Genomic DNA, 20382 nt, shown 5'->3' on the forward strand with positions numbered 1-20382 from the left:
CACCCACAACGCCGACCCGCACAATGACCGTGGCGCAGGCCGTGGTGGAATTCCTGGCCAACCAGTACACCGTGGACCGCATCGGCACCGAGGAATACCGCGGCCGGCTGATCCCTGGTACGTTCGGCATCTTCGGCCATGGGAACGTGGCCGGAGTGGGCCAGGCGCTTAGGCAATACCAGCAAAGTGACCCCGAACTGATGCCGTACTACCAGGGCCGGAACGAACAAGCCCAGGTGCACCAGTCCGTGGGCTATGCCCGGCACACCCGCCGCCGCGCCACCTTCGCCGTGAGCACCTCCATCGGGCCTGGCTCAACCAACCTGCTCACCGGTGCAGCCTTGGCCACCACGAACCGGCTGCCGGTGCTGCTGCTGCCCAGCGACACGTTTGCCACCCGAACCGCGGATCCGGTGCTCCAGCAGTTGGAACGCCCGGACGCCAACGATGTCACCGTCAACGACGCGTTCCGCCCGCTGTCCCGTTTCTTTGACCGGGTGTCCCGTCCGGAGCAGCTCTTCTCCGCCATGTTCGGTGGGCTGCGCGTGCTCACGGACCCGGCCGACACCGGGGCCGTGACGATCTCGCTGCCGCAGGATGTCCAGGCCGAGGCGTTCGAGGTGCCGGCGGAGTTCCTCGCCGAGCGTGAGTGGCGCATCCGCCGTCCCGAGCCGGAGGACGACGACATCCGCCGCGCCGCCGAGGCGATCCGTGCCGCCAGGAACCCGCTCATCATCGCGGGCGGCGGCGTGCTGTATGCCTACGCCGAAGGTGAGCTGGCCAGGTTCGCGGACGCCACCGGAATACCGGTCGGCAACACGCAGGCCGGCGTCGGCGTGCTGCCCTGGAACCACCCCCGCTCCCTGGGCGCCATCGGGTCAACAGGAACGACGGCGGCGAACGCCATCGCTGCCGACGCCGACCTGATCATTGGCATCGGCACGCGCTATGAAGACTTCACGACGGCGTCCCGTACCGCCTTCCAGAACCCTGACGTGCGCTTCATCAACATCAATGTCGCCCCGCTGGACGCGTATAAGCACGGCACATCGCTGCCGATCGTCGCGGACGCACGCAAGACGCTGGTGAAACTGAACCAGGCCTTGGGCAGTTACCGCGTGGGCGGCGACCTGGAAGCACGGGTTGCGGAGCAGAAGAAGCGCTGGGATGCCATTGTGGACGAAGCGTTCGACACCCGGAACACGGCGCTACCGTCGCAAAATGAGATCATTGGCGCCACGAACCGGGCCATGGAGGCCCAGGACGTGGTCATCTGCGCCGCCGGGTCACTGCCCGGTGACCTGCACAAGATGTGGCGGGTCCGGGACTCCTTCGGCTATCACGTGGAATATGCGTACTCCTGCATGGGCTACGAGATTCCGGGCGGGCTGGGGGTCAAGCGGGCCACACTGGCGGAGGCGGCCAACGGCGGTCCCCGGCGCGACGTTGTCGTCATGGTGGGGGACGGCTCCTACCTGATGATGCACACCGAACTGGTTAGCGCGGTGGCGGAAAGAATCAAGCTGATTGTGGTGCTGATCCAAAACCACGGGTACGCATCCATCGGAGCCCTGTCCGAACAGCTTGGCTCGCAGCGCTTCGGCACCCAGTACCGGACGCTGGATGCGGAACACCACACGTTCGACGACGGCGAAACACTGCCGGTCGACCTGGCCCTCAACGCCGAAAGCCTGGGCGTAAAGGTCATCAGGGTGGCCCAGGGTGAACACGTCATCGACGACCTCGAGGCGGCCGTCGCGCAGGCCAAGGCAGCACCGGAAGACGGCGGCCCGGTCCTGGTGTATGTCGAATCCGACCCACTCCTGGACGCACCCAGCTCCGAATCGTGGTGGGACGTGCCCGTCGCGCAGACTTCGACGCTGGAATCAACCCAACGAGCGTTCATCACCTACACCGACCACAAGAACCGCCAGCGCACGCTGCTCGGCTGAAACAAGGATGTTCCCTCATGACAAACACGATCAACCACTTCATCAACGGTGTCGAGTCCGCCGGCAGCGGCGACCGCACCCAGCCCGTCTACAACCCCGCCACGGGTGCCGTCTCCGCCGAGCTGCGGCTGGCCAATAAGGCCGACCTTGACAGCGCCGTGGGCATCGCCAAGGCGGCGGGGGAAGTGTGGGGGGACTACTCACTGGCCAAGCGCACCACCGTTTTGTTCAGGTTCCGTGAAATCGTTGCCGCCCACGTCGATGAGCTCGCCGAGCTGGTCACGGCCGAGCATGGCAAGGTGCTTTCCGACGCGAGGGGCGAGATTGGACGCGGACTGGAGGTCATTGAATTTGCGTGCGGCATCAACCAGCTGCTCAAGGGTGCCTACTCGGACCAGGCCTCCACCGGCATTGACGTCTTTTCCTTCCGTCAGCCGGTGGGCGTGGTTGCGGGCATCACGCCCTTTAACTTCCCCGTGATGGTGCCGTTGTGGATGTGCCCGATCGCCATTGCCACCGGTAATGCCTTCATCCTCAAGCCCTCCGAGCGCGACCCGTCCGCCAGCATGCTGCTGGCGAAGCTGTGGACGGAAGCCGGCCTGCCGAACGGAGTATTCCAGGTCCTGCACGGCGGCAAGGAGACCGTTGACGGGTTGCTGACGCACCCGGATGTGGATGCCATTTCCTTTGTGGGCTCCACCCCGATCGCCAAGTATGTGCACGAGACTGCTACGGCGCACGGCAAGCGCGTGCAGGCCCTGGGCGGGGCGAAGAACCACGCGATCATCCTGCCCGACGCCGACCTTGACAACGCCGCGGACCACCTGTCGGCCGCGGCGTACGGTTCCGCCGGCGAGCGCTGCATGGCGATCTCCGTGGCCGTGGCCGTGGGCGATGCCGCTGATGCGCTGATCGGCAAGGTCCGGGAACGCGCCGAGGCCATCAAGGTGGCCGAGGGCACAGATCCCGACGCCGACATGGGTCCGCTCATTACTGCTGCGTCCAAGGCGCGCCTGGTGAAGATTGTCGGCGAGGCAGCCGACGCCGGGGCTACGCTGGTTGTCGATGGCCGCGGGTTCACGGTGCCGGGCAAGGAAGAGGGCTTCTGGGTCGGCCCGACGCTCCTCGACGGCGTAGCCAGCGACATGACGGCCTACACCGAGGAGATCTTTGGCCCGGTTTTGGCCGTCATGCGGGTGGACACCGTCGAGGAAGGCATAGCGCTGATCAACGCCAACCCGTACGGAAACGGCACCGCCATCTTCACGTCCTCGGGATCGAACGCGCGGAAGTTTCAACGCGGCGTGCACGTGGGCATGATCGGCATCAACGTCCCGGTCCCCGTCCCCGTGGCGTACCACTCGTTCGGTGGCTGGAAGAACTCGCTGTTCGGTGACAAGCACATCTACGGTGAAGAGGGTGTTGCGTTCTACACCCGGGGCAAGGTTGTCACCTCCCGCTGGCCCGAGCCGTCCCACGAGTCCGGCGCATCCTACAACTTCCCGTCCAACTGACCCCCTCCCAACTAGGTAGCAGATAACGCACTCAAAAGGGCTCAGAAGTGCATTGTCTGCTACCTAGTTGGGAGCAACGCGAAGGATCTGATCTCCTCATGAGCGAGCGAGTAAACAAATTGATCATCGGCACCGCGCCGGACTCGTGGGGCGTCTGGTTTGCGGACGATCCGAAACAGATCCCGTGGGAGCGGTTCCTCGATGAAGTGGTCGAATCCGGCTACAAATGGATCGAGCTGGGCCCGTATGGGTACCTGCCCAGCGATCCGGTGCGTCTGGCCGAAGAGCTCAAGGCCCGGGGTCTTCAGGTCACTGCCGGCACCGCCTTCACCGCGTTCCACCGCGGCGCCGACCAGTGGGAAACCGCGTGGGAGCCCGCCCGCAGGGTGGCGGAACTGACCGCCGCCATGGGTGGCGGGAACATCGTCGTCATCCCCGCGATGTGGCGTGATGACGTCACGGGTGCGGCCGTGGAAAGCGGCGTGCTCTCGGACGCTGCCTGGCGGGACCTGTTTGCCGGCCACAACAAACTCGGCCAGGTGCTGCTAACGGACTTCGGCCTGAAGCAGCAGTTCCATTCCCATGCCGACTCCCATGTGGGGGCCCAGAGTGACATTGAGCACCTGCTGGCCGAAACGGATCCGGAACTGCTGAACCTGTGCCTGGACACCGGTCACGCCGAATACTGCCGGGCCAGCAGCCTGGAGTTGATCCGCAAATACCCGGAACGCATCGGCTACCTGCACCTGAAGCAGATCAACCCGGAGATCCTGTCCAAGGTCAATGCGGACAACATGACCTGGGCGGCGGCCAATCTGGCCGGCGTCATGAGCGAACCGCCCGGCGGTCTGCCGGACTTGCGCGCCGTGATCGACGCCGTTGAGGCGCTCGACAAGCCGATCTTTGGCATTGTGGAGCAGGACATGTACCCGGTGGCGTTTGATGTTCCGATGCCAATTGCCAAGCGCACCCGCGACTACCTGCTCAGCTGTGGCAGCCGCACCACTGTCAACTGATTTTACCGCCGGCGGCACCGCACGGCGCGGCACAGCACCTACTCACATGGAAGGAAAATGTCATGACTGAAACACTCCGCGTAGCCGTCATTGGGGCAGGACGCATGGGCGCAGACCACATCGCCCGCCTGCAGCACCGCATCACCGGGGCCGAGGTGGCCGCCGTCGTCGATGTGGACCTGCCCCGTGCCCAGGCCGCCATCAAGGACATTCCCGGTGCCGTCGCCCTGGCCAGCGCCGAGGAGGCTCTGAACTATGGCGACGTCAACGCCGTCCTGATCGCCACCCCCGGATTCCTGCACCAGGAGATCCTGTTCAAGGCGCTGGCGAAGGACATCCCGATCCTCTGCGAAAAGCCGCTGACCCCCGACGCAGAGAGCTCCTGGCAGGTTGTCCAGGCGGAGGCGAAGCTGGGCCGCAAGCGCATCCAGGTGGGGTTCATGCGCCGCTTTGACGCCGAGTATGCCGCCCTGGGTGGCATCATCCACACCCACGAACTGGGCGAGCTGCTGATGCTCCACCACCAGCACCGCAATCCCGCCACTCCGGCGGGCTTCACCAACGAGATGCTGATCAACGACTCGGTGGTCCACGAGTTCGACGCAATACGTTTCTTCACCGGCGAGGAAATCACCTCCGTGCAGGTCCGCCTGGGCAGGGCCACCTCCAACGCCCCGTCCGGTCAGCACGATCCCCAGCATGTGCTCATCGAAACGGAATCCGGCGTGCTGGCCGACGTGGAAATCTACGTCAACGCCAAATTCGGTTACCAAGTGGCCACGCAGGCCTCCTTCGAGGACGGCATTGTCAGCATTGGCAACGACGCGGGCCTGTACGTCCGCACCCAGGGACGCTGGGGCGGCACGATCACCCCCGGCTTCGAGGAGCGTTTTGGTGCCGCCTACGATGTCGAGGTCCAGGCCTGGGTGGACGCCGCACTGCGTGGCGAGATTGGGGGGCCATCAGCCTGGGATGGCTACGCCACGGCTGCCTGCTGCGAAGCCGGCGTCGAAGCGCAGAAGAACGGCGACAAGGTCGCCGTTTCCCTCAGGCCGAAGCCGGCCATCTACAACTAGAATTGGAGCGATAAGCGAATTAAAATTGCGAAAAAGGCCGAGGAATCCGAGGGGCGTTCTACCGCTCCATGGAGGTGCTGCTGCCCATCATGGAGCGTGAAGGCCTCGACCTGCTGATCGACCCGCATCCGGACGCCTTCGTTGAGGAGGGCCTGGCCGCGATCGGCGTCATCCGCGGGCTGAACTCGAGGAACGTGGGTCTTGCCTATGTGGCCTCGGCCGAACTCGTGGACGGCCGGCCCGCGCGTCCAGTCCACCGCGCCAGCGAAGCCATTTGGGTCACCGGCGCCCGGACGCTCGAGCGGCTGGGGGAACTCGGCGCCCGCCACGGCATTACGTTCTGCTTGGAGAACCTCAACACCGTCCTGGACCATCCCGGGATCCCGCTGGCCAGGGCCAAGGACACGCGCACGCTGGTCGAGGCGGCCGGGCACCCGAGCGTCAAGATGATGCTGGACCTTTACCACGCGCAGCTGGGGGAGGGGAATCTGATCGAGCTGGCGCGCTCGTGCCTGCCGTTGATCGGCGAAATCCAGGTGGCGGATGTTCCGGGCCGCTGTGAGCCCGGGCCCGGTGAAATCAACTATGCCGCCGTCGCCAGAGCGCTGACGGAGGCCGGGTACACCGGGACGGTCGGCGTGGAGGCCTGGGCCCAAGGGCGACAGCCACGTGGCTCTGGCGGCCTTCCGGGCGGCATTCACCCTGGCGGGACCCTAGCCTGTCACGCAAAACCAGCCTGCGCCGAAACCAGATCGGTGAGGCCGACTTCATGGCCCGCAACTTTGTAAAGGAACACGATGAAAGACGTAACTCTCGGCCTCGTCGGAGTTGGGCGCATCGGCGTCATGCACGCCAACAACGTTGCCGCCCTCAACGACGTGATGCATCCCCATGGGATCAACGTCAAGCTAAAGCTGACCGACGTGGCCCAGGAGCACGCCCGCAGCGTGGCCGCCGGACTTGGGGCGAAATTCCTGCCCTCCGTGGACGAGCTCATTGACGCCGGCGTGGACGGCCTGATCATCGCCACCGGCACCGGCACCCACCCGGACCTGATCAAGGCCGGTGTCGACGCCGGAATCCCGGTCTTCTGCGAGAAGCCCGTGGGGGTGAACGTGGCAGAGTCGCTGCCGGTGCTCGATTACATCAGCGAAAAGGGCGGCACCGTCCAGATCGGCCACCAGCGCCGCTTTGACGCCGGCTACCTGGAAGCCAAGCGTGCCTTCGACGCCGGCGAGCTGGGCTGGATCCATTCGCTGCGGGCCATTACCGGGGACATGACTCCGCCGCCGGTGGAATTCCTGGCCACGTCCGGCGGCCTGTTCCGCGACTGCTCCGTTCACGACTTCGACATCCTGCGCTGGCTGACCGGCCGGGAAATTGTGGAGGTCTACGCCAGGGGTTCCAACAACGGCGATCCGGCCATCGGTGAAGTCGGCGACGTGGACACGGCGCTCGCGGTTGTCACATTCGACGACGGCACCCTCGCGACAGTCGCGGCCACCCGCTACAACGGCGCCGGCCACGATGTCCGGCTGGAGATCCAGGGGTCCAAGGGCTCGCTGGTGGTCGGCCTCGATGAGAAGACGGCTTTGAAGTCCGCCGAGGCCGGCATCGCCTTCCCCGCCGGTTCCCCATACCTTACCTTTGCCGAACGCTTCGCGGCCGCCTACGTGTCCGAGCTGGCGGCGTTCGTTGAACTCATCCTCGGCCTGCGCCCGAACCCCTGCACGCCGCGAGATGCCGTGGCCGCCTCCAAGGTGGCCGACGCGGCCCAGGAATCCCTTGAGACCGGCGTCCCGGTCCGGGTCGCACTCTAGAACCGGACGGGACAGACCATGACTTCTGCGCTTGCCGGCCAGCTCGCTGCGGCACCCATCTCCTGGGGCGTCTGCGAGGCGGAAAACTGGGGATGCCAGCTCCCTCCGGAACGTGTCCTGCAGGACATGAAGGACCTGGGCATCAGTGCCACCGAGTTTGGACCCACGGGATTCCTCCCTGTCGAGCCGAAGCCACGTGCCGAAATGCTCCGGCGCTACGGACTCACCGCGATCGGCGGATTTTTCCCGTCGGTGCTGCATCAGGACGGCAACGACCCCCTGCCGGCGATCGAGCGTGAGCTTGCCGCCTTTGAGGCCGCCGGGGCCACGGTCCTGGTTCTCTCCGCGGACAGTGGTGCCGCCTCCTATGACGAGAAGCAGGAGATGACCGCGCAGCAGTGGAAAACCTTCGGCCGCAATCTGGACGAAGCGGTCCGCCGTGCCGCTGACCGCGGCATCACTGCGGTGCTGCACCCGCATGTCGGCACCATGGTGGAATCTGCAGCCGCCGTCGACCAGCTGCTCAACAGCACAGCCGCCAACATCTGCCTCGACACCGGGCACCTGCTGATCGGCGGGACGAACCCGTTGGATCTCGTCCGCCGCTTTGCCGCGCGGGTGGGTCATGCGCACCTGAAGGACGTCAAGGCGGACCTTGCCGGCCGGGTAGGCCGCGGCGAGCTGGGCTTCACCGACGGCGTGAAGGCGGGCATGTTCGTGCCGCTGGGCCAGGGTGACTGCGGGATCGCGGAGCTCGTCGCCGGGCTGCAGGCGGTAGATTACGCCGGCTGGTACGTCATGGAGCAGGATGTGATCCTGACCGCGGCGCCGGAGGGCCAGGGTCCGCTGCGCAGCATCCGCGAGTCCCGGGACTTCCTGCTCGGCCTGTAGCCAGCAAGGACCCAACTACGGACAACGGCGATACCTGCACCGCCGCCGTCGTCCTGCGCCGCCGTCGTCCTGCGCCGCCGCCGTCGTCCTGCGCCGCCGTCGTCCTGCGCCGCCGTCGTCCTGCGCCGCCGCCGTCGTCCTGCGCCGCTGGTCGAGCTATCGGGACCAGCGGGTTTCGACCGGCTCAGCCGCCGAACGGCAGCCGCGGATCGATCTCCGCGCGGTCCCAGGTCTGCCGGATCCAGCCATGGTGCGGGTCATCGCTGATCAGCCATTCGCGCACCGGGCCCGGGCCGGCCATCACGTTCAGATAGTAGAGGTCGTAGCCGGGTGCCGCCATGGCCGGCCCGTGCCAGCCGTAGGGCACCAGAATGGTGTCTCCGGTTCGGACCTCGGCGTTCACATCGATGGGGCGGTCGTCGGAGGCATAGACGCGCTGGTAGCCGATGGCATCTGCGTCCGCGGGTGCCGGGGAGCCGGCGGCGACCTGTGTTTCGAAGTAGTAGATTTCCTCAAGTGCGGTCTCGCCGTCCTTCTCCTCATCATGTTTGTGCGGAGGGTAGGAGGACCAATTGCCGGCCGGGGTCAGGACCTCGCACACGATGAAGCGGTCGGCTTCGAGCGCGGCCGGGGTACCAAAGTTGTGGACCTGGCGCGAGCAGTTGCCGGCCCCGCGGAGCTCCACCGGAATTTCCGCGGCGGTGACCAGACGGGTGGGGTAGGAACGGCGGGCAGGGGCGGTGACGACGGCCACGCGACCGCCGTCGGCCGAGCTGATTGTCAGGGCCTTCCCGATGCCGGAGTAGAGGACGTCCGACGGGCCGGTGAACACGCTGGCACGGCCGGCCAGCGGGTAGCCGATGCCGTCCACGGTGACGGTGAAGGCTCCGTTGAGTGGCACCACAATCCGTTCCTCGCCGACAGCCGGCATGGTCACGGGGGCGCCGGGTTCCAGCGTCGCCACGTTCAGCCCGGTGTGCGCCCAGCCCTCAATGTTTGCGGTGGAACCGCTGCTGCCCAGAGAGATGTCCCAATCGCCGTCACGGGCCGAGCCCAGGGGGTATACCCACTTAGTCATGAGAGGTGCTCCTTCGGTTGTCGTAGGCGGCCTTTCATTCATCTTATTGTCAGCACAAAGAAGCCACAATGATGAATGACGGGAAAGAGGCGGACGTCAGACACTTTGCGGCGGTGGCGCCGGAGTCCGGCGCGGGATCAATTCCGGCGCCGGCCTGTCGGTGGACGGGGGCTCGCCTGCAGGTCCGCGCGTGCGGCCGGCCGCTGTGTCAGGGGCCACTTTTCGAACCTAGCGAAATTTAGGTCCTATTGTCCAGACAAATAACAAGATTAGGCTGTTGGGGACCCTCAGCAGGGGGTGGAAAGCCACCAGTCAGCGCCGAAACTGGCTTAGCGCTGCACCAACGTCATTTCGAAACTGTACGAGTCTGCCCGATAAACGTGGTGGCCCGTTTCGACGCTACGGCCAGTATCATCCGTCGCGGTGCGCTCCATGGTGACCAGGGCGGATCCGACCGGCGTTTCGAGCAGCGGCGCTTGGTAGTCGTCGGCGACCATCGCACCGACGCGCTGTGTTGCCAGGCGAAAATTCACACCGCCTCGGCGGAGGATCTCGTAAAGGCCCTGTTCGCGAAGCCGGGGTTCGTCGATGGTCGTTATGTCGTCGCGGACCCAGTTCTCCATCAGGGCCAGCGGCTTTCCGTCTACCTTTCGCAGGCGTGTGAAATGGTAGACGCTGGCTCCGTCGGGAAGTTGGAGCGCCTCCTGGGTGGGACTGTCCGCAGTGATGTGGGCGAAGCTGAGGACATCCGTGGTTGGCGTGCTGCCGCGGCTTCTCAGGTCATCGAAAAGGCTGGACAGCTCCAGCGGGCGGCGGACCTGGCTGGCGACGACCTGGGTTCCGACGCCACGTTTGCGGACCAGCAGGCCGGAGCGGACCAGCTCGTCCATTGCCTTGCGCATAGTTGGCCGGGATAAATTGAGCTGCGCCGCCAAGTCGATTTCGTTGTCCAGTTTGCCTCCCGGAGCCAGTTGCCCGCTGTGGATGGCCGCCTCGATGCCCTGAACTATTTGGTGGTACAGCGGCACGGGGGAGGAGCGGTCGACGCTGAGGTTGAATTGCTTCGCCATGAGGCTCTTCCTTAATGCTCTACGCGCACTGCGGGTATGCAACCCGCCACCATCTGCCCGCGTCATGTTCGCTTGATAGGACATAGTACGTAGGCTCGATAATAGCATTTCCTCGAGCTGATACGGGTAATGCGCCATGTGGAGGCCCGGCGCCCCGGCGGAACGTAGTCACCCGTCGGGGGATAGCCCTGCCCCCGGCCGATCATCAACCCCACGACCCGGACCACAACACCGTCGAAACCACCACCCCCACCGGACACACCTACACCTCCACCGCACCGGCACTCCCCGGCACAAGCCATCCGGAAGCAGGCGGCCTGACGCCTTCGCGCTCAGCCCTCCGGAGTCATTCCGCCCAGGCGGCTGGTGATTTTCCGCGCAGCGTCGGCGCAGGCTTCACCAAGCGTGCTGAGCAGGTCCGAGGAAACGCGGAACCTCGGGGCGGGTATCAGCACCGCCGCGACGACATTCCCGCGGTGGTCGTACACGGGGGCCGCCACACTGGCCTCGTCCAGTGACGTTTCCCCGTAATTGGTGGCGTAGCCGCGTACGGATGCGTCTTTGAGCCGGACCAGGTAGGCCTCAAGCCCGGCGTCGTCCATTCCCGGGAAGGTAATGCTGCCGCTGGTGAGCAGGGTGTGCGCTCGCTCGGCGGGTTCGGAGGCGAGGAACACCTGTATCGAGGAGCTCATGGCATCGTGATAACGGGTACCTAGGGGCGTGGTGTGTTTGACCTGGTGGCGGCTGGCAATTTGTTCCACACACATGGATTCATTGTTATCCCATACCATCAGCGCGCTGGTCTCGCCTGTACGTTCCGTCAATTCCCGCAGCACTGGATAGGCGACGCGGCGTTCCTCGAGATCCGCGAGCAGCGGACCGGCGAGGGCGATCAGACCCAGTCCCAGCGTGTAGCGCCGAGTGTCCGAATCCCGTTGAACCAGATTCTCCGCCTCCAAGGTCGCCAGCATGCGGGAGACGGTGCTCTTGTGTAACCCTATCCGTGCCGCAATCTCCGTCACACCCAAGAGCGGCTCGTCCAGCGAAAAACAGCGCAGCACGGCAATGGCATTGACGATGACGGAAGTTCCGCGGGCTTCGCCGCGGGCGGAATCGTCGCTTGAAGCCGTAGCCATGGGTGCCCTCTTGCATTCTCAGTGGAATTAGTGGAATTAGTGGAATTGTCGGAATACGGTGCCACTAGTGTGTGGCACCGTATTCCGCAGCGCCTGAACCGACTGCTTGCCCAGGCACTATGAGACTAAGCTTAGGACCTTAGACTCCCACGATATTGTGCTCGGGGCCGAACGGGAACTTGGTGATGTTCTCCGCTCCGTCCTCGCCCACAACCAGAATGTCGTGCTCACGGTAACCGCCGGCACCGGGCTGGCCGTCCAACACGGTAATCATGGGCTCCATGGAAACCACCATGCCCGGTTCCAGAACGGTGTCGATGTCCTCGCGCAGTTCCAGTCCGGCTTCCCGCCCGTAGTAGTGGCTGAGGACACCGAAGGAATGTCCATAGCCGAAGGTCCTATTGGCCAGCAGGCCGCGGTCTACGTAGATCTCGTTCAGCTCAGCGGCAATGTCCTTGCAGACGGCGCCGGGCTTGATCAGTTCCAAGCCCCGCTTGTGCACCTCCACGTTGACATTCCACAGCTCCAGGGAGCGGGCGTCGGGCTCGCCAAGGAACAGGGTGCGCTCCAGGGCCGTGTAGTAGCCGCTCGTCATGGGGAAGCAGTTCAACGACAGGATGTCGTGTTCCTGGAGCTTGCGCGTGGTGGCCCAGTTGTGGGCACCGTCCGTGTTGATCCCGGACTGGAACCAAACCCAGGTGTCGCGGATCTCGGAGTTGGGGAAGGTGCGGGCGATCTCGTGCACCATGGCCTCGGTGCCGATCAGCGCCACCTCATATTCGGTGATGCCGGCAGTGATGGCGTTGCGGATGGCCTCGCCGCCCAGGTCGCCGATGCGGGCGCCGTGCTTGATGACCGCGATTTCCTCGGCTGACTTGATCATGCGCTGGCGCATGGCCGCCTGCGCCACGTCCACCAGGGTGGCGCCGGCAAATGCGGCCTGGATCTTGTTGCGGTTATCCAGGGGCAGGGTGTCGTCCTCGACACCCAGGCGGCGGACGTTGACGCCCCGGGTGCGCAGGGACTCCTGGATGGCGAAGATGTAGTTGTCGCGGCGCCAGTCCGTGTAGACAATGTTCTCGCCGTACCCACGGCGCCACGGCATCCCGGCGTCGATGTTCGCGGTGACTGTGACCGTGTCGGTGGGAGTGACCACCATGGCGTAGGAACGGCCAAAGTAGGTGAACAGGAAGTCGGAGTAGTACTTGATGCTGTGGAAGCTGGTCAGGACGACGGCGTCCAGGTCCTTCGCGGCCATGATCTCCCGCAGGCCGGCAATGCGGCGCTCGAGTTCGGCGTCGGAAAAGGTCAGCTGGACCTTCTCGCCGTTGTGCAGCACCTTCAGGCGCTCCAGCTCGGCTATTGACGTGACGTTCTCGGGAATGGTGGTGCTCATGGTGTCTCCTTGTTGATATTGCGTTGGTAAATTGAGGGAAAGTTTGGGGTGGGCCTGGGCTGTTAGTGCATCAACGGTGCCTTCGAGGTCTCCTTGGCAAGCGACACGGCGATCAGGGATACGACGGCGGCCGCCATCAGGTACCAGCCTGGTGCCAGGTTGGAGCCGCTGAGCTTGATGAGCAGTGTCGAGGCGAACAGTGCGGTGCCGCCAAAGAGTGCGTTGGTGAGGTTGAAACTCACGGCGAATCCGCTGTAGCGGATCTTTGTGGGGAACAGTTCGGCCAGGAAGCTGGGCAGCGTTCCGTCATTGAGGGTCAGCATCGCGCCCAGCAGGATCTGGACCAAGATGATGACCAGGAAGTTCCCGGTGCCCAAGAGCAAGAACATCGGAACGGTCAGCACCACGAAGAGGATCGAGGCGGTGATCAGGACCCGTTTCCGGCCGAACCGGTCCGAGGCCAGCCCGGTCAGGAAGATGAAGCCAATGTAGGCGGCCAGGGCGACCGTGGTGGCCAGGAACGACCCGGAGGAATCCAGGCCGACGACCTCACTGAGGTAGGTGGGCATGTAGCTGAGAACCACATAGAAGCCGACTGCGTTCAGGACCACTGCACCGATGGCGATCAGGAGCGGACGCCAGTGCTTGCGGAACAAGTCCGTGACGGGGGCCTTGATCGCCTCGTCTTCCTTTTCCAGGGCCAGGAATGCCGGGGTGTCCTCGAGCTTGACACGGATGTAGCGGCCGATCAGACCCATCGGGGCGGCAAGCAGGAACGGAAGGCGCCAGCCCCAGGAGTCCATTTGGTCCGGGGACAGGGAGACGGAAAGCAGCAACGCGATCAAGGAGCCAAGCAGCAGCCCGGTGGCCGTGCTGGCGGGCACCACAGCTGCGTAGAGTCCGCGCCGGTTCGCCGGGGCGTACTCCACCAGGAACGCCGAGGCGCCGGCGTATTCACCGGCGGCCGAGAACCCCTGGACAACGCGCACGAGCAGCAGCAGGATCGGTGCCCAGATGCCAATGATGTTGTAATCGGGGATCAGCGCGATCGCGAAGGTCGCCCCGGACATGATCAAAATCGACAAGGACAAGGCGTTCTTGCGCCCCACCCGGTCGCCGATGTGCCCCCAAATGAACCCCCCGATGGGGCGGACAAAGAAGGAGATGGCGAACAAGCCGAACGTCAGCAGCAGTGCGGTCTGCTTGTCCGCCTCCGGAAAGAAGGCGTGCGCTATGGTGACGGCCAGGTATCCGTAGACGGCGTAGTCGAACCATTCGACGAAGTTGCCGATGAAGCTGGCGCCAATGACCCGCCGCAGGGTGCTCTTGGAAACGCCGGTTCCGTCGTTGGGGCCTTGCTGGCCGCTGAGGGTTGTCGTCTTGGGGGACAGCGAAGCGAGCCCGGCATTGGGTTCGGTGCCCGGCAAACCGGCGGGCAATGCTACTTCGGGTGTTTCATTAGTCATAAGAATCCACCAAAGGGTTTGGGGTTGCAATCATTGCAACGTCGTTGCACCAGCGTACGGCGTGATCCGGATCACGGTCAAGGGCTTTTCGCAGTGATTACAAGAAAACTTTGTCCCCGCCGACGATGCCGCGTCCCGGCGCGAAAAAAATCGGTTCGCTCCGGGAATTGCCGTCACCCCAACCGTGTTGCCCCTGCTGCGCCGGTTCTACGCAACTGGAGACCGCTGCCGTGCCTACCGGAGAACGGCGTCGTTCAGCAAGAGACGGTCCTGGCCGGGCTGCGGTCCCGGATGCACCAGACGCCGATGCCGGTAGATGTCGGCACACACGCTTTGGGCATGGCGTGCAATCTCCTCCAGAGGAGCCACCCACATGCCTTCCAGGCTCTTGACCCGGACGATGAGCTCCTCCAGCGCCGTCAGCCTGGACGGCCGGCCGGAAATGAACGGATGATTCGTCAGCACAAAGCAGCCTGCACCGGCGTGTGCGCTCTGGGCCTCCAGCAACCACATTTCGGTCGCCTTGCGGGGGGATTCGATGACGCCGCTACCGGTCCAACCCGGATAGTAACCGTACTGTTCCCAGTCGTCGAGGGCCCAGTCCACCGGAATTTCAATGAGCGAGCCCGCGTCCATCCCTTCGCCGGCAAACGAGTACGGTGCATCCCCGTCCAACAGGCTGGAGTCGTACAGGAAGCCGCGCTCATGCAGGAGTTTGGTGGTCTGCCAGTTGTATTCCCACCAGGGTGCCCGATAACCGACCGGCCGGACGCCGGCCACCTTGTCCAGTGCCTCCAGCCCCCGGTCCAGCATGTCAGCCTCCTCCGCGGCAGACATGTCCGTGGTCTTTTCGTGCAGATACCCATGGTGGCCGATCTCGTGCCCTTCATCGACAATCCTGCGGACCATGTCCGGATACAGCTCGGCGGTAAAGCCGGGGACGAAAAACGTGGCGGATACCTCCTGCCTGTTGAGCATCGCCAAGAGCTTTGGCATGGCGACCAACGGGCCGTAGCTTTGGTGGGACATAAGGGACATACGGTTCACGAAGCCCGCGTCGTGGGCTATCGCGCCGGATTCCGCGTCGACGTCAAAGGTGAAGGACGCCGCTGCGCGCTTGCCTTTGGGCCATTCAAAGCTGGGTAGTGACATTTTGGTTCTCCTCGGCGATGATGTCGGTGTGGTGCAGGTCCTCCGCGTTGCCGTTGCGCTCCAGCACATCGGCGTCGGTCAGCGGGGCCCGGATGCCCAATGGAATGCCCGCTGCCAGCCGGGAGCGGAAGCGCGGGTAGCCCAACGCGAAGTAGAGGACTGCCGAGGTGACGGTGCCCGCGAGCCAGGAAAAGTCCATGCCGCCCAGCGCCGTGGCGATCGGGCCCTGCAGTGCGGGAATGGCGCCATACATGCACATCCAGGTCATGATGATGCCGGCGAAGAAGGCAATGAAGGCCGCCGGGTTGAATGCCTTCAGATGGGTCTTTTCGGGCGGCAGGAACAGATAGCCGAAGTTCTTGTGGCGCCGTTCAAAGATGAAGTAATGCACGGCCATGATGCCGCCCCAGGTGGCGACCCAGGCGACGATGGCGATCAGCCACGTATCCAACAATTCGCCGAAGTTGCGGGCGAACATGAAGCCGATGACTGCCACCATGGACAGCACCCCCACGAGAATGGACAGCTTCTTTCGGGATACCTTGATGTCCAATGCCTGGACGGCCACGCTGAATGTGTACATATTGATGATGTTCGTGGCAATCGGGCCGTGGATCACCAGCAGGATCACCGGGATGGCAAAGGTGCCGAAGTTCTGTACGATCAACGCGCCCGGATCGGCGCTGCCGTTTTTCGTCGCCAGGCTGGCCCCGAGAATACCGAGCCACACCACGGGCAGGAACTGGCCCAGTACGCTGACGGTAAAGAGTTTCCGCGGACGGATTTTCTTGCTGACGAAGCGCGAATAGTCCGGAGCGTAGGTGAACCAGCCGATACCCCAGCCGATGCCGATGGCTGTCATGACGCCCGACATGGCCGCAATCCGCGGTGCCCCCGTGAGAATTTCCCCGGGGGGTCCCTGATAGCCCCAGTCGATGTTCAAATGGGTCCACGCGAGGATGGACATGGCGACCAGCACCACGATGGTGGGCGGCATGGTCCATCGTTCAAATTTGGCGATGGCGTGGTAACCCCGGTAGCAGATGATCACCTGGATGCTCATGATCACGGCGGCCGTGCTGGTCCGCCACCCGAAATTGGCGGCGGCGGGGTCCACCCAGCCGATCAGACCGAACAAGGCCATGACCAGGTCAAGGATGATCCAGGTGTTGACGGCTGCCCAGCCGACGGCCACAAGCGCTTGGATGGCCGCGGGGAGATAGGCGCCGCGGCGCCCGAAGGCGCCACGGGAAAGCAGCATCCCGGTGGCACCGGTCCGCTGGCCCAGAATGACAAAAAAGCCGAAGCCCAGCATGCCGATGAGGTTTCCGGCAATGAGCACGATCAGGGTGTCGGAGAGCCCGAGGCCCAACTGGATCCCCAAGGCGCCGAGGATCCAGTTGATCGGGGCAACATTGGCGCCGGCCCAGATCCAGAACTGCCCGGACAGCTTCGTTGTCCGCGCCGATTCGGGCACGGGTTGGAGGATATCTTCTACTTCCTGAGTGACGCTTTCCGATTTCGTCGCCGATCTTTGTTTCACAGGTTTTCTCTTTCCGCCGCTGAGTAAAGGAGCCTGCGAGAAGCCTATGTGTGATTGGCACCACATGGTATGGTGCAACTGTCCATGATCAGCGGCGGTTGACATGACACACTGTCCATCGGTTCTGCGTGAAGGTCGGCTTTTTTGCATCCCGGGGTGCCGGATCGTTGTGTCCGGGCGCCCCCGGATTGTTGTGCCGGATCGTTAAGAAGGGGACAGCATGGTGATTCCACTGGCCGAGGTGCTGGAGAGCGATCTTGTCCGGCAGGGCCGGCCACGGGTCCGTGCCGGCCGGGCGATGGTCGCGGTGAACTCCATTCGTTGGGTCCACTCCAGCGAGGTGCTGCAGATCGCTCCGCTCCTGCGCGGTGAGGAGCTTCTGCTGACGGGAGGATCAGCGCTTTTGGGGCTTAAGCCGGCGGCGCAGCAGGATTATATACGGCGGCTGGCAGAGCGGCATGTCAGTGCCTTGATCATTGAGACAGCGGGATTGAGCCGTCCGCTGTCGCCGGAACTGATTCAGGCCGCCGATGAATCAGCCCTGCCGCTCATCGAGTTTCAATCAGTTGTCCCGTTCGTGGACATTGCCGAAGACATTAACCGGCGGATCGTGTCCCGGCAGATTGCGGTCCTGCAAAGCGCGGACCTTATTGGTCAGCGGTTGATGGCAGGGCTGGCCTCGGGTGCCACCCTGTCTGCGCTTTTGGAGCTCCTGGCGGAATCGCTGAAAACGCACGTGGCGCTGATCGATCTGCGGGGGGCAGTGCTGGAAACGGCGGGCGAACCGGCGCAACATGCCGACCCTATCGAGGTGGATATCTTCATCGGGGGCATTGTGACGGCGAAACTGGCCGTCCAGCGACGGGCCGGAACCGACGCCTCCGTGCTCCGCACCATCGGGGAGCGGCTCAGCGGAACGTTCGCGCTGGCGTTGTCCCAGCGGCACCAGCCCACGCTGTCCCAGATCGCCGATACAACGTTGATGCGTGCCGTAGTTGACGGCTCCGGGCCGGCGCAGGTGAAGGAGTATTGCAGGATAGCCGGATTTCCCACCGACCAGCCCGTGCTGATGATGGAGTTCCGGCGGATCGGATTGGCCAATATCCAGGGGGCCGCGGAACGGGCGGTGCGACGGTGTTGCCCCGGTGTGCGGACGTATCAGGATGCCGGCAACGTCTACGCCCTGATCCCGTTGGGCACCACAGGAACCCGGCAACGGCGGGTCAGCATTCTGGTGGCGCTGGAGCAGGAGCTGGCCGAAGCCGCGGTCACCGGGGTCATGGGTCCAACGGTCGTAGACGCCACCTTGGCGCATTGGTCGCTGAGCGAGGCCAAACTGGCGCACTCGCTGGGACCGGCGTCTAAGGTTGGCAATAATCTGTGGGACAGCGAAAACTTTGTGGTGGAACGGCTGGCGGGTGCGCTGCCGGCGCTGACCGTGGGGCGCCTGACTCAGGAATTGGTCGGAGAACTACTGGAGTACGATAAGCGCCGGGGCACCAGCCTGCTGGAAACGCTCGACCAATGGTTGGTGGCCGGGTGCAATACGGCGGTCGCGGCCCGCATGCTGTTCCTGGAGCGCCAGTCCATGCACAATCGGCTGACCCGGATTTTCGAGTTGTTGGGCGGTGATCCGCGCGGCACGGGCAAGATGGCCGGATTGCATCTGGCCGTCCGGCTGGCGACGACCCTGCCACACCACGTCCACGCGTCCAGGCTGCGCTGATTTACCCGCACCACGAAGTTTCACACCGCAAATTGTTGCACCATGTGCCGACGTGCAATGAACAAGGAGAAGATGACGACCGATCCCGCATTTGAGGCAGCCGTGGCGGCTGCCCGGAAAAGCCTGCGCGAAGGTGGCATTCCGATCGGGGCGGCATTGGCCCGCGACGGGCAAGTCGTCGCATCCGGTCACAATGAGCGGGTGCAGCGCGGCGACCCGATCGCGCATGGGGAAATGTCAGCCCTGCGGGCCGCGGGGCGGCAGAAAACGTACCGTGATACGGTGCTGTACTCCACTCTCGCACCGTGCGCCATGTGCACCGGCACCGTGCTGCAGTTCAAGATTCCACGCGTGGTCGTGAGGGAGGCCCGGACGTTTCCTGGGGAGTTCGAGCTGCTGCGGTCCCGCGGGGTGGAAGTTGTGGTCCTGGACGATGAGCGCTGCATCGACATGATGCGCAGCTTCCAACGCGACCATCCGGAGCTTTGGGCCGAGGATATCGGCGAGTAGGCCCGGCGGTGCCTGGTCATTTCAACCAGCCGTCCACGACGCTGCCGTGCGCATCAACCCACTTCTTGGCTGCGGCGTCGGGTTTCATGCCCCCTTGAATATCCTTGGCCACGGAGTTCTGGTCCTCGTTGGTCCAGGTGAAGGCCGTGGCCAGTTTCGCCGCCGGCGAGCCGCTGTCGGCGAGCTTCTTGGAGATGATCTTGTTCAGCTTGTACTGCGGGTAGTCGCACGCGACCTTTTCCGGGTCGGCGTCACAACCTGGAGTCCAGGCCGGGAGTTCGACCTTGACCAATGGAACTTCCGAAAGGAACCACTGGGGGTCGTAGAAATAGCCCAGCAGCGGCGTCTTGTTCGCTTCCGCCGTCCGGAACGACTGGATGAGCGCAGCTTCGGAGCCGGAGAAGACCACCTTGTAGTTCAGGTCGAGGTTCTTCACCAGCGCTTCGTCGTTGGTCACGAAGGCCGGGTCGCCGTCAAGCACCTGCCCCTTGCCCCCGGACTCGGACGTTTTGAACAGGTCCGCGTACTTGTTCAGGTTTTTGCCGTCCGTGATATCGGGATACTTTGCCGCCATCCACGGCGGTACGTACCAGCCGATGTGGCCCACGTTGCCGGTGGGACCGGCATCGACGGCGACCTTCTGATCGGTGATGTACTGTTTCGCCAGATCGTCATGGCCCCAGTTTTCGATGATGACGTCCACCTGGCCGGAGGCGAATCCCTGCCAGGAGATCTGCTCGTTCAGGTTCTTTTCCACCACCGTGCAGCCGAGCTTGTTGGTGGCCACGTAGTTGTACACCGCCGCATCGGCGGTGTAGCCGACCCAGGCGTTCAAGGCGACGTTGACCGTCCCGCAGTCGGTTTTGGCCGCGGCGCCGGGCGCCGCCTGGTTCACGGCTGCGGCTCCGCAGCCGGTGAGCAGCATGAGCGCTCCGACGGTCGTGGCGGCGGCGGGGAGACTGCGTTTGAGGAGCCCTGCGGTTCTGGACATTATTCTCTCTCTTTACGGTGGGGGCGGTACTGCCGGAATGCCATC

Annotated in this window: 16 protein-coding genes and 1 pseudogene; 9 read left to right on the forward strand and 8 right to left on the reverse strand. The window is 64.2% G+C overall.

From position 1 onward, the window contains the following. Positions 1–23: 23 nt before the first annotated feature. The 7 genes and pseudogenes from iolD (at position 24) to ACLLJI_RS03225 (ending at position 8269) form a co-directional block, all read left to right on the forward strand. Positions 24–1952, forward strand: coding sequence for a 3D-(3,5/4)-trihydroxycyclohexane-1,2-dione acylhydrolase (decyclizing) (gene iolD, locus ACLLJI_RS03195; protein WP_434621134.1), 1929 nt, complete (start codon positions 24–26; stop codon positions 1950–1952). Positions 1953–1969: 17 nt separating this feature from the next. After that, complete coding sequence (locus tag ACLLJI_RS03200; protein ID WP_434617846.1) at positions 1970–3466, forward strand: CoA-acylating methylmalonate-semialdehyde dehydrogenase; 1497 nt, start codon at positions 1970–1972, stop codon at positions 3464–3466. A 98-nt stretch (positions 3467–3564) separates the two neighbouring features. Beyond that, on the forward strand, positions 3565–4482 hold the full coding sequence (locus ACLLJI_RS03205) for a sugar phosphate isomerase/epimerase family protein (RefSeq protein ID WP_434617849.1): 918 nt from the start codon (positions 3565–3567) through the stop codon (positions 4480–4482). 62 nt (positions 4483–4544) lie between these two features. Next, complete coding sequence (locus tag ACLLJI_RS03210; protein WP_434617852.1) at positions 4545–5558, forward strand: Gfo/Idh/MocA family protein; 1014 nt, start codon at positions 4545–4547, stop codon at positions 5556–5558. Positions 5559–5588: 30 nt separating this feature from the next. Then, positions 5589–6275, forward strand: a pseudogene (locus ACLLJI_RS03215) (TIM barrel protein); the annotation flags it as partial. An 80-nt stretch (positions 6276–6355) separates the two neighbouring features. Further along, the gene (locus ACLLJI_RS03220) at positions 6356–7378 is read left to right on the forward strand and encodes a Gfo/Idh/MocA family protein (protein ID WP_434617855.1); all 1023 of its coding nucleotides are present in this window, start codon (positions 6356–6358) and stop codon (positions 7376–7378) included. Between the two features lie 18 nt (positions 7379–7396). Further along, positions 7397–8269 (forward strand): sugar phosphate isomerase/epimerase family protein, encoded by an 873-nt coding sequence (locus ACLLJI_RS03225; RefSeq protein ID WP_434617858.1) that lies wholly within the window; start codon positions 7397–7399, stop codon positions 8267–8269. A gap of 184 nt (positions 8270–8453) precedes the next feature. Here ACLLJI_RS03225 and iolB read toward each other — a convergent pair whose 3' ends face one another. The 7 genes from iolB to ACLLJI_RS03260 form a co-directional block, all read right to left on the reverse strand. Beyond that, complete coding sequence (iolB, locus tag ACLLJI_RS03230) at positions 8454–9347, reverse strand: 5-deoxy-glucuronate isomerase (protein WP_434617861.1); 894 nt, start codon at positions 9345–9347, stop codon at positions 8454–8456. Positions 9348–9676: 329 nt separating this feature from the next. Beyond that, complete coding sequence (locus tag ACLLJI_RS03235) at positions 9677–10417, reverse strand: GntR family transcriptional regulator (RefSeq protein ID WP_434617864.1); 741 nt, start codon at positions 10415–10417, stop codon at positions 9677–9679. 332 nt (positions 10418–10749) lie between these two features. After that, the gene (locus tag ACLLJI_RS03240; protein ID WP_434617867.1) at positions 10750–11553 is read right to left on the reverse strand and encodes an IclR family transcriptional regulator; all 804 of its coding nucleotides are present in this window, start codon (positions 11551–11553) and stop codon (positions 10750–10752) included. A 139-nt stretch (positions 11554–11692) separates the two neighbouring features. After that, positions 11693–12949, reverse strand: coding sequence for an aminopeptidase P family protein (locus ACLLJI_RS03245; RefSeq protein WP_434617870.1), 1257 nt, complete (start codon positions 12947–12949; stop codon positions 11693–11695). A gap of 62 nt (positions 12950–13011) precedes the next feature. Then, a complete protein-coding gene (locus tag ACLLJI_RS03250; protein ID WP_434617873.1) occupies positions 13012–14415 on the reverse strand; it encodes an MFS transporter in 1404 nt (467 codons plus the stop codon). 234 nt (positions 14416–14649) lie between these two features. Beyond that, positions 14650–15567 carry a polysaccharide deacetylase family protein gene (locus ACLLJI_RS03255; protein ID WP_434617876.1) on the reverse strand — a complete coding sequence of 306 codons (918 nt, stop codon included), beginning with the start codon at positions 15565–15567 and terminating at the stop codon, positions 14650–14652. Then, positions 15548–17176, reverse strand: a complete 1629-nt coding sequence (locus tag ACLLJI_RS03260; protein ID WP_434621137.1) for a purine-cytosine permease family protein — start codon at positions 17174–17176, stop codon at positions 15548–15550. Before ACLLJI_RS03260 ends, ACLLJI_RS03255 begins: the two co-directional genes overlap by 20 nt. Before the next feature lie 154 nt (positions 17177–17330). Here ACLLJI_RS03260 and ACLLJI_RS03265 point away from each other — a divergent pair, with 154 nt between their 5' ends. Together ACLLJI_RS03265 and ACLLJI_RS03270 are read left to right on the forward strand one after the other, a co-directional pair. Then, positions 17331–18836, forward strand: a complete 1506-nt coding sequence (locus ACLLJI_RS03265; protein WP_283558499.1) for a PucR family transcriptional regulator — start codon at positions 17331–17333, stop codon at positions 18834–18836. 72 nt (positions 18837–18908) lie between these two features. Beyond that, positions 18909–19346, forward strand: coding sequence for a nucleoside deaminase (locus ACLLJI_RS03270; protein ID WP_434617880.1), 438 nt, complete (start codon positions 18909–18911; stop codon positions 19344–19346). A gap of 16 nt (positions 19347–19362) precedes the next feature. On the opposite strand, the gene ACLLJI_RS03275 is transcribed toward ACLLJI_RS03270, so the two are convergent. Further along, entirely contained in the window at positions 19363–20337 is a 975-nt protein-coding gene (locus ACLLJI_RS03275; protein ID WP_434617883.1) for an ABC transporter substrate-binding protein, read from the reverse strand. Between the last annotated feature and the right edge of the window lie 45 nt (positions 20338–20382).

Source organism: Arthrobacter sp. A5 (assembly GCF_051131705.1).
In the GTDB taxonomy this organism is placed as follows: Bacteria; Actinomycetota; Actinomycetes; order Actinomycetales; family Micrococcaceae; genus Arthrobacter_M.

Excerpts from the sequence above, each read along its gene's own strand:
- ACLLJI_RS03245 (WP_434617870.1), bottom strand. The coding sequence starts at position 12,949 with ATGAGCACCACCATTCCCGAGAACGTCACGTCAATAGCCGAGCTGGAG.
- ACLLJI_RS03235 (WP_434617864.1), bottom strand. The coding sequence starts at position 10,417 with ATGGCGAAGCAATTCAACCTCAGCGTCGACCGCTCCTCCCCCGTGCCG.
- iolD (WP_434621134.1), top strand. The coding sequence starts at position 24 with ATGACCGTGGCGCAGGCCGTGGTGGAATTCCTGGCCAACCAGTACACC.
- ACLLJI_RS03205 (WP_434617849.1), top strand. The coding sequence starts at position 3,565 with ATGAGCGAGCGAGTAAACAAATTGATCATCGGCACCGCGCCGGACTCG.
- ACLLJI_RS03225 (WP_434617858.1), top strand. The coding sequence starts at position 7,397 with ATGACTTCTGCGCTTGCCGGCCAGCTCGCTGCGGCACCCATCTCCTGG.
- ACLLJI_RS03210 (WP_434617852.1), top strand. The coding sequence starts at position 4,545 with ATGACTGAAACACTCCGCGTAGCCGTCATTGGGGCAGGACGCATGGGC.
- ACLLJI_RS03275 (WP_434617883.1), bottom strand. The coding sequence starts at position 20,337 with ATGTCCAGAACCGCAGGGCTCCTCAAACGCAGTCTCCCCGCCGCCGCC.
- ACLLJI_RS03200 (WP_434617846.1), top strand. The coding sequence starts at position 1,970 with ATGACAAACACGATCAACCACTTCATCAACGGTGTCGAGTCCGCCGGC.
- ACLLJI_RS03270 (WP_434617880.1), top strand. The coding sequence starts at position 18,909 with ATGACGACCGATCCCGCATTTGAGGCAGCCGTGGCGGCTGCCCGGAAA.
- ACLLJI_RS03240 (WP_434617867.1), bottom strand. The coding sequence starts at position 11,553 with ATGGCTACGGCTTCAAGCGACGATTCCGCCCGCGGCGAAGCCCGCGGA.
- ACLLJI_RS03265 (WP_283558499.1), top strand. The coding sequence starts at position 17,331 with ATGGTGATTCCACTGGCCGAGGTGCTGGAGAGCGATCTTGTCCGGCAG.
- iolB (WP_434617861.1), bottom strand. The coding sequence starts at position 9,347 with ATGACTAAGTGGGTATACCCCCTGGGCTCGGCCCGTGACGGCGATTGG.
- ACLLJI_RS03250 (WP_434617873.1), bottom strand. The coding sequence starts at position 14,415 with ATGACTAATGAAACACCCGAAGTAGCATTGCCCGCCGGTTTGCCGGGC.
- ACLLJI_RS03220 (WP_434617855.1), top strand. The coding sequence starts at position 6,356 with ATGAAAGACGTAACTCTCGGCCTCGTCGGAGTTGGGCGCATCGGCGTC.
- ACLLJI_RS03255 (WP_434617876.1), bottom strand. The coding sequence starts at position 15,567 with ATGTCACTACCCAGCTTTGAATGGCCCAAAGGCAAGCGCGCAGCGGCG.
- ACLLJI_RS03260 (WP_434621137.1), bottom strand. The coding sequence starts at position 17,176 with ATGTGGTGCCAATCACACATAGGCTTCTCGCAGGCTCCTTTACTCAGC.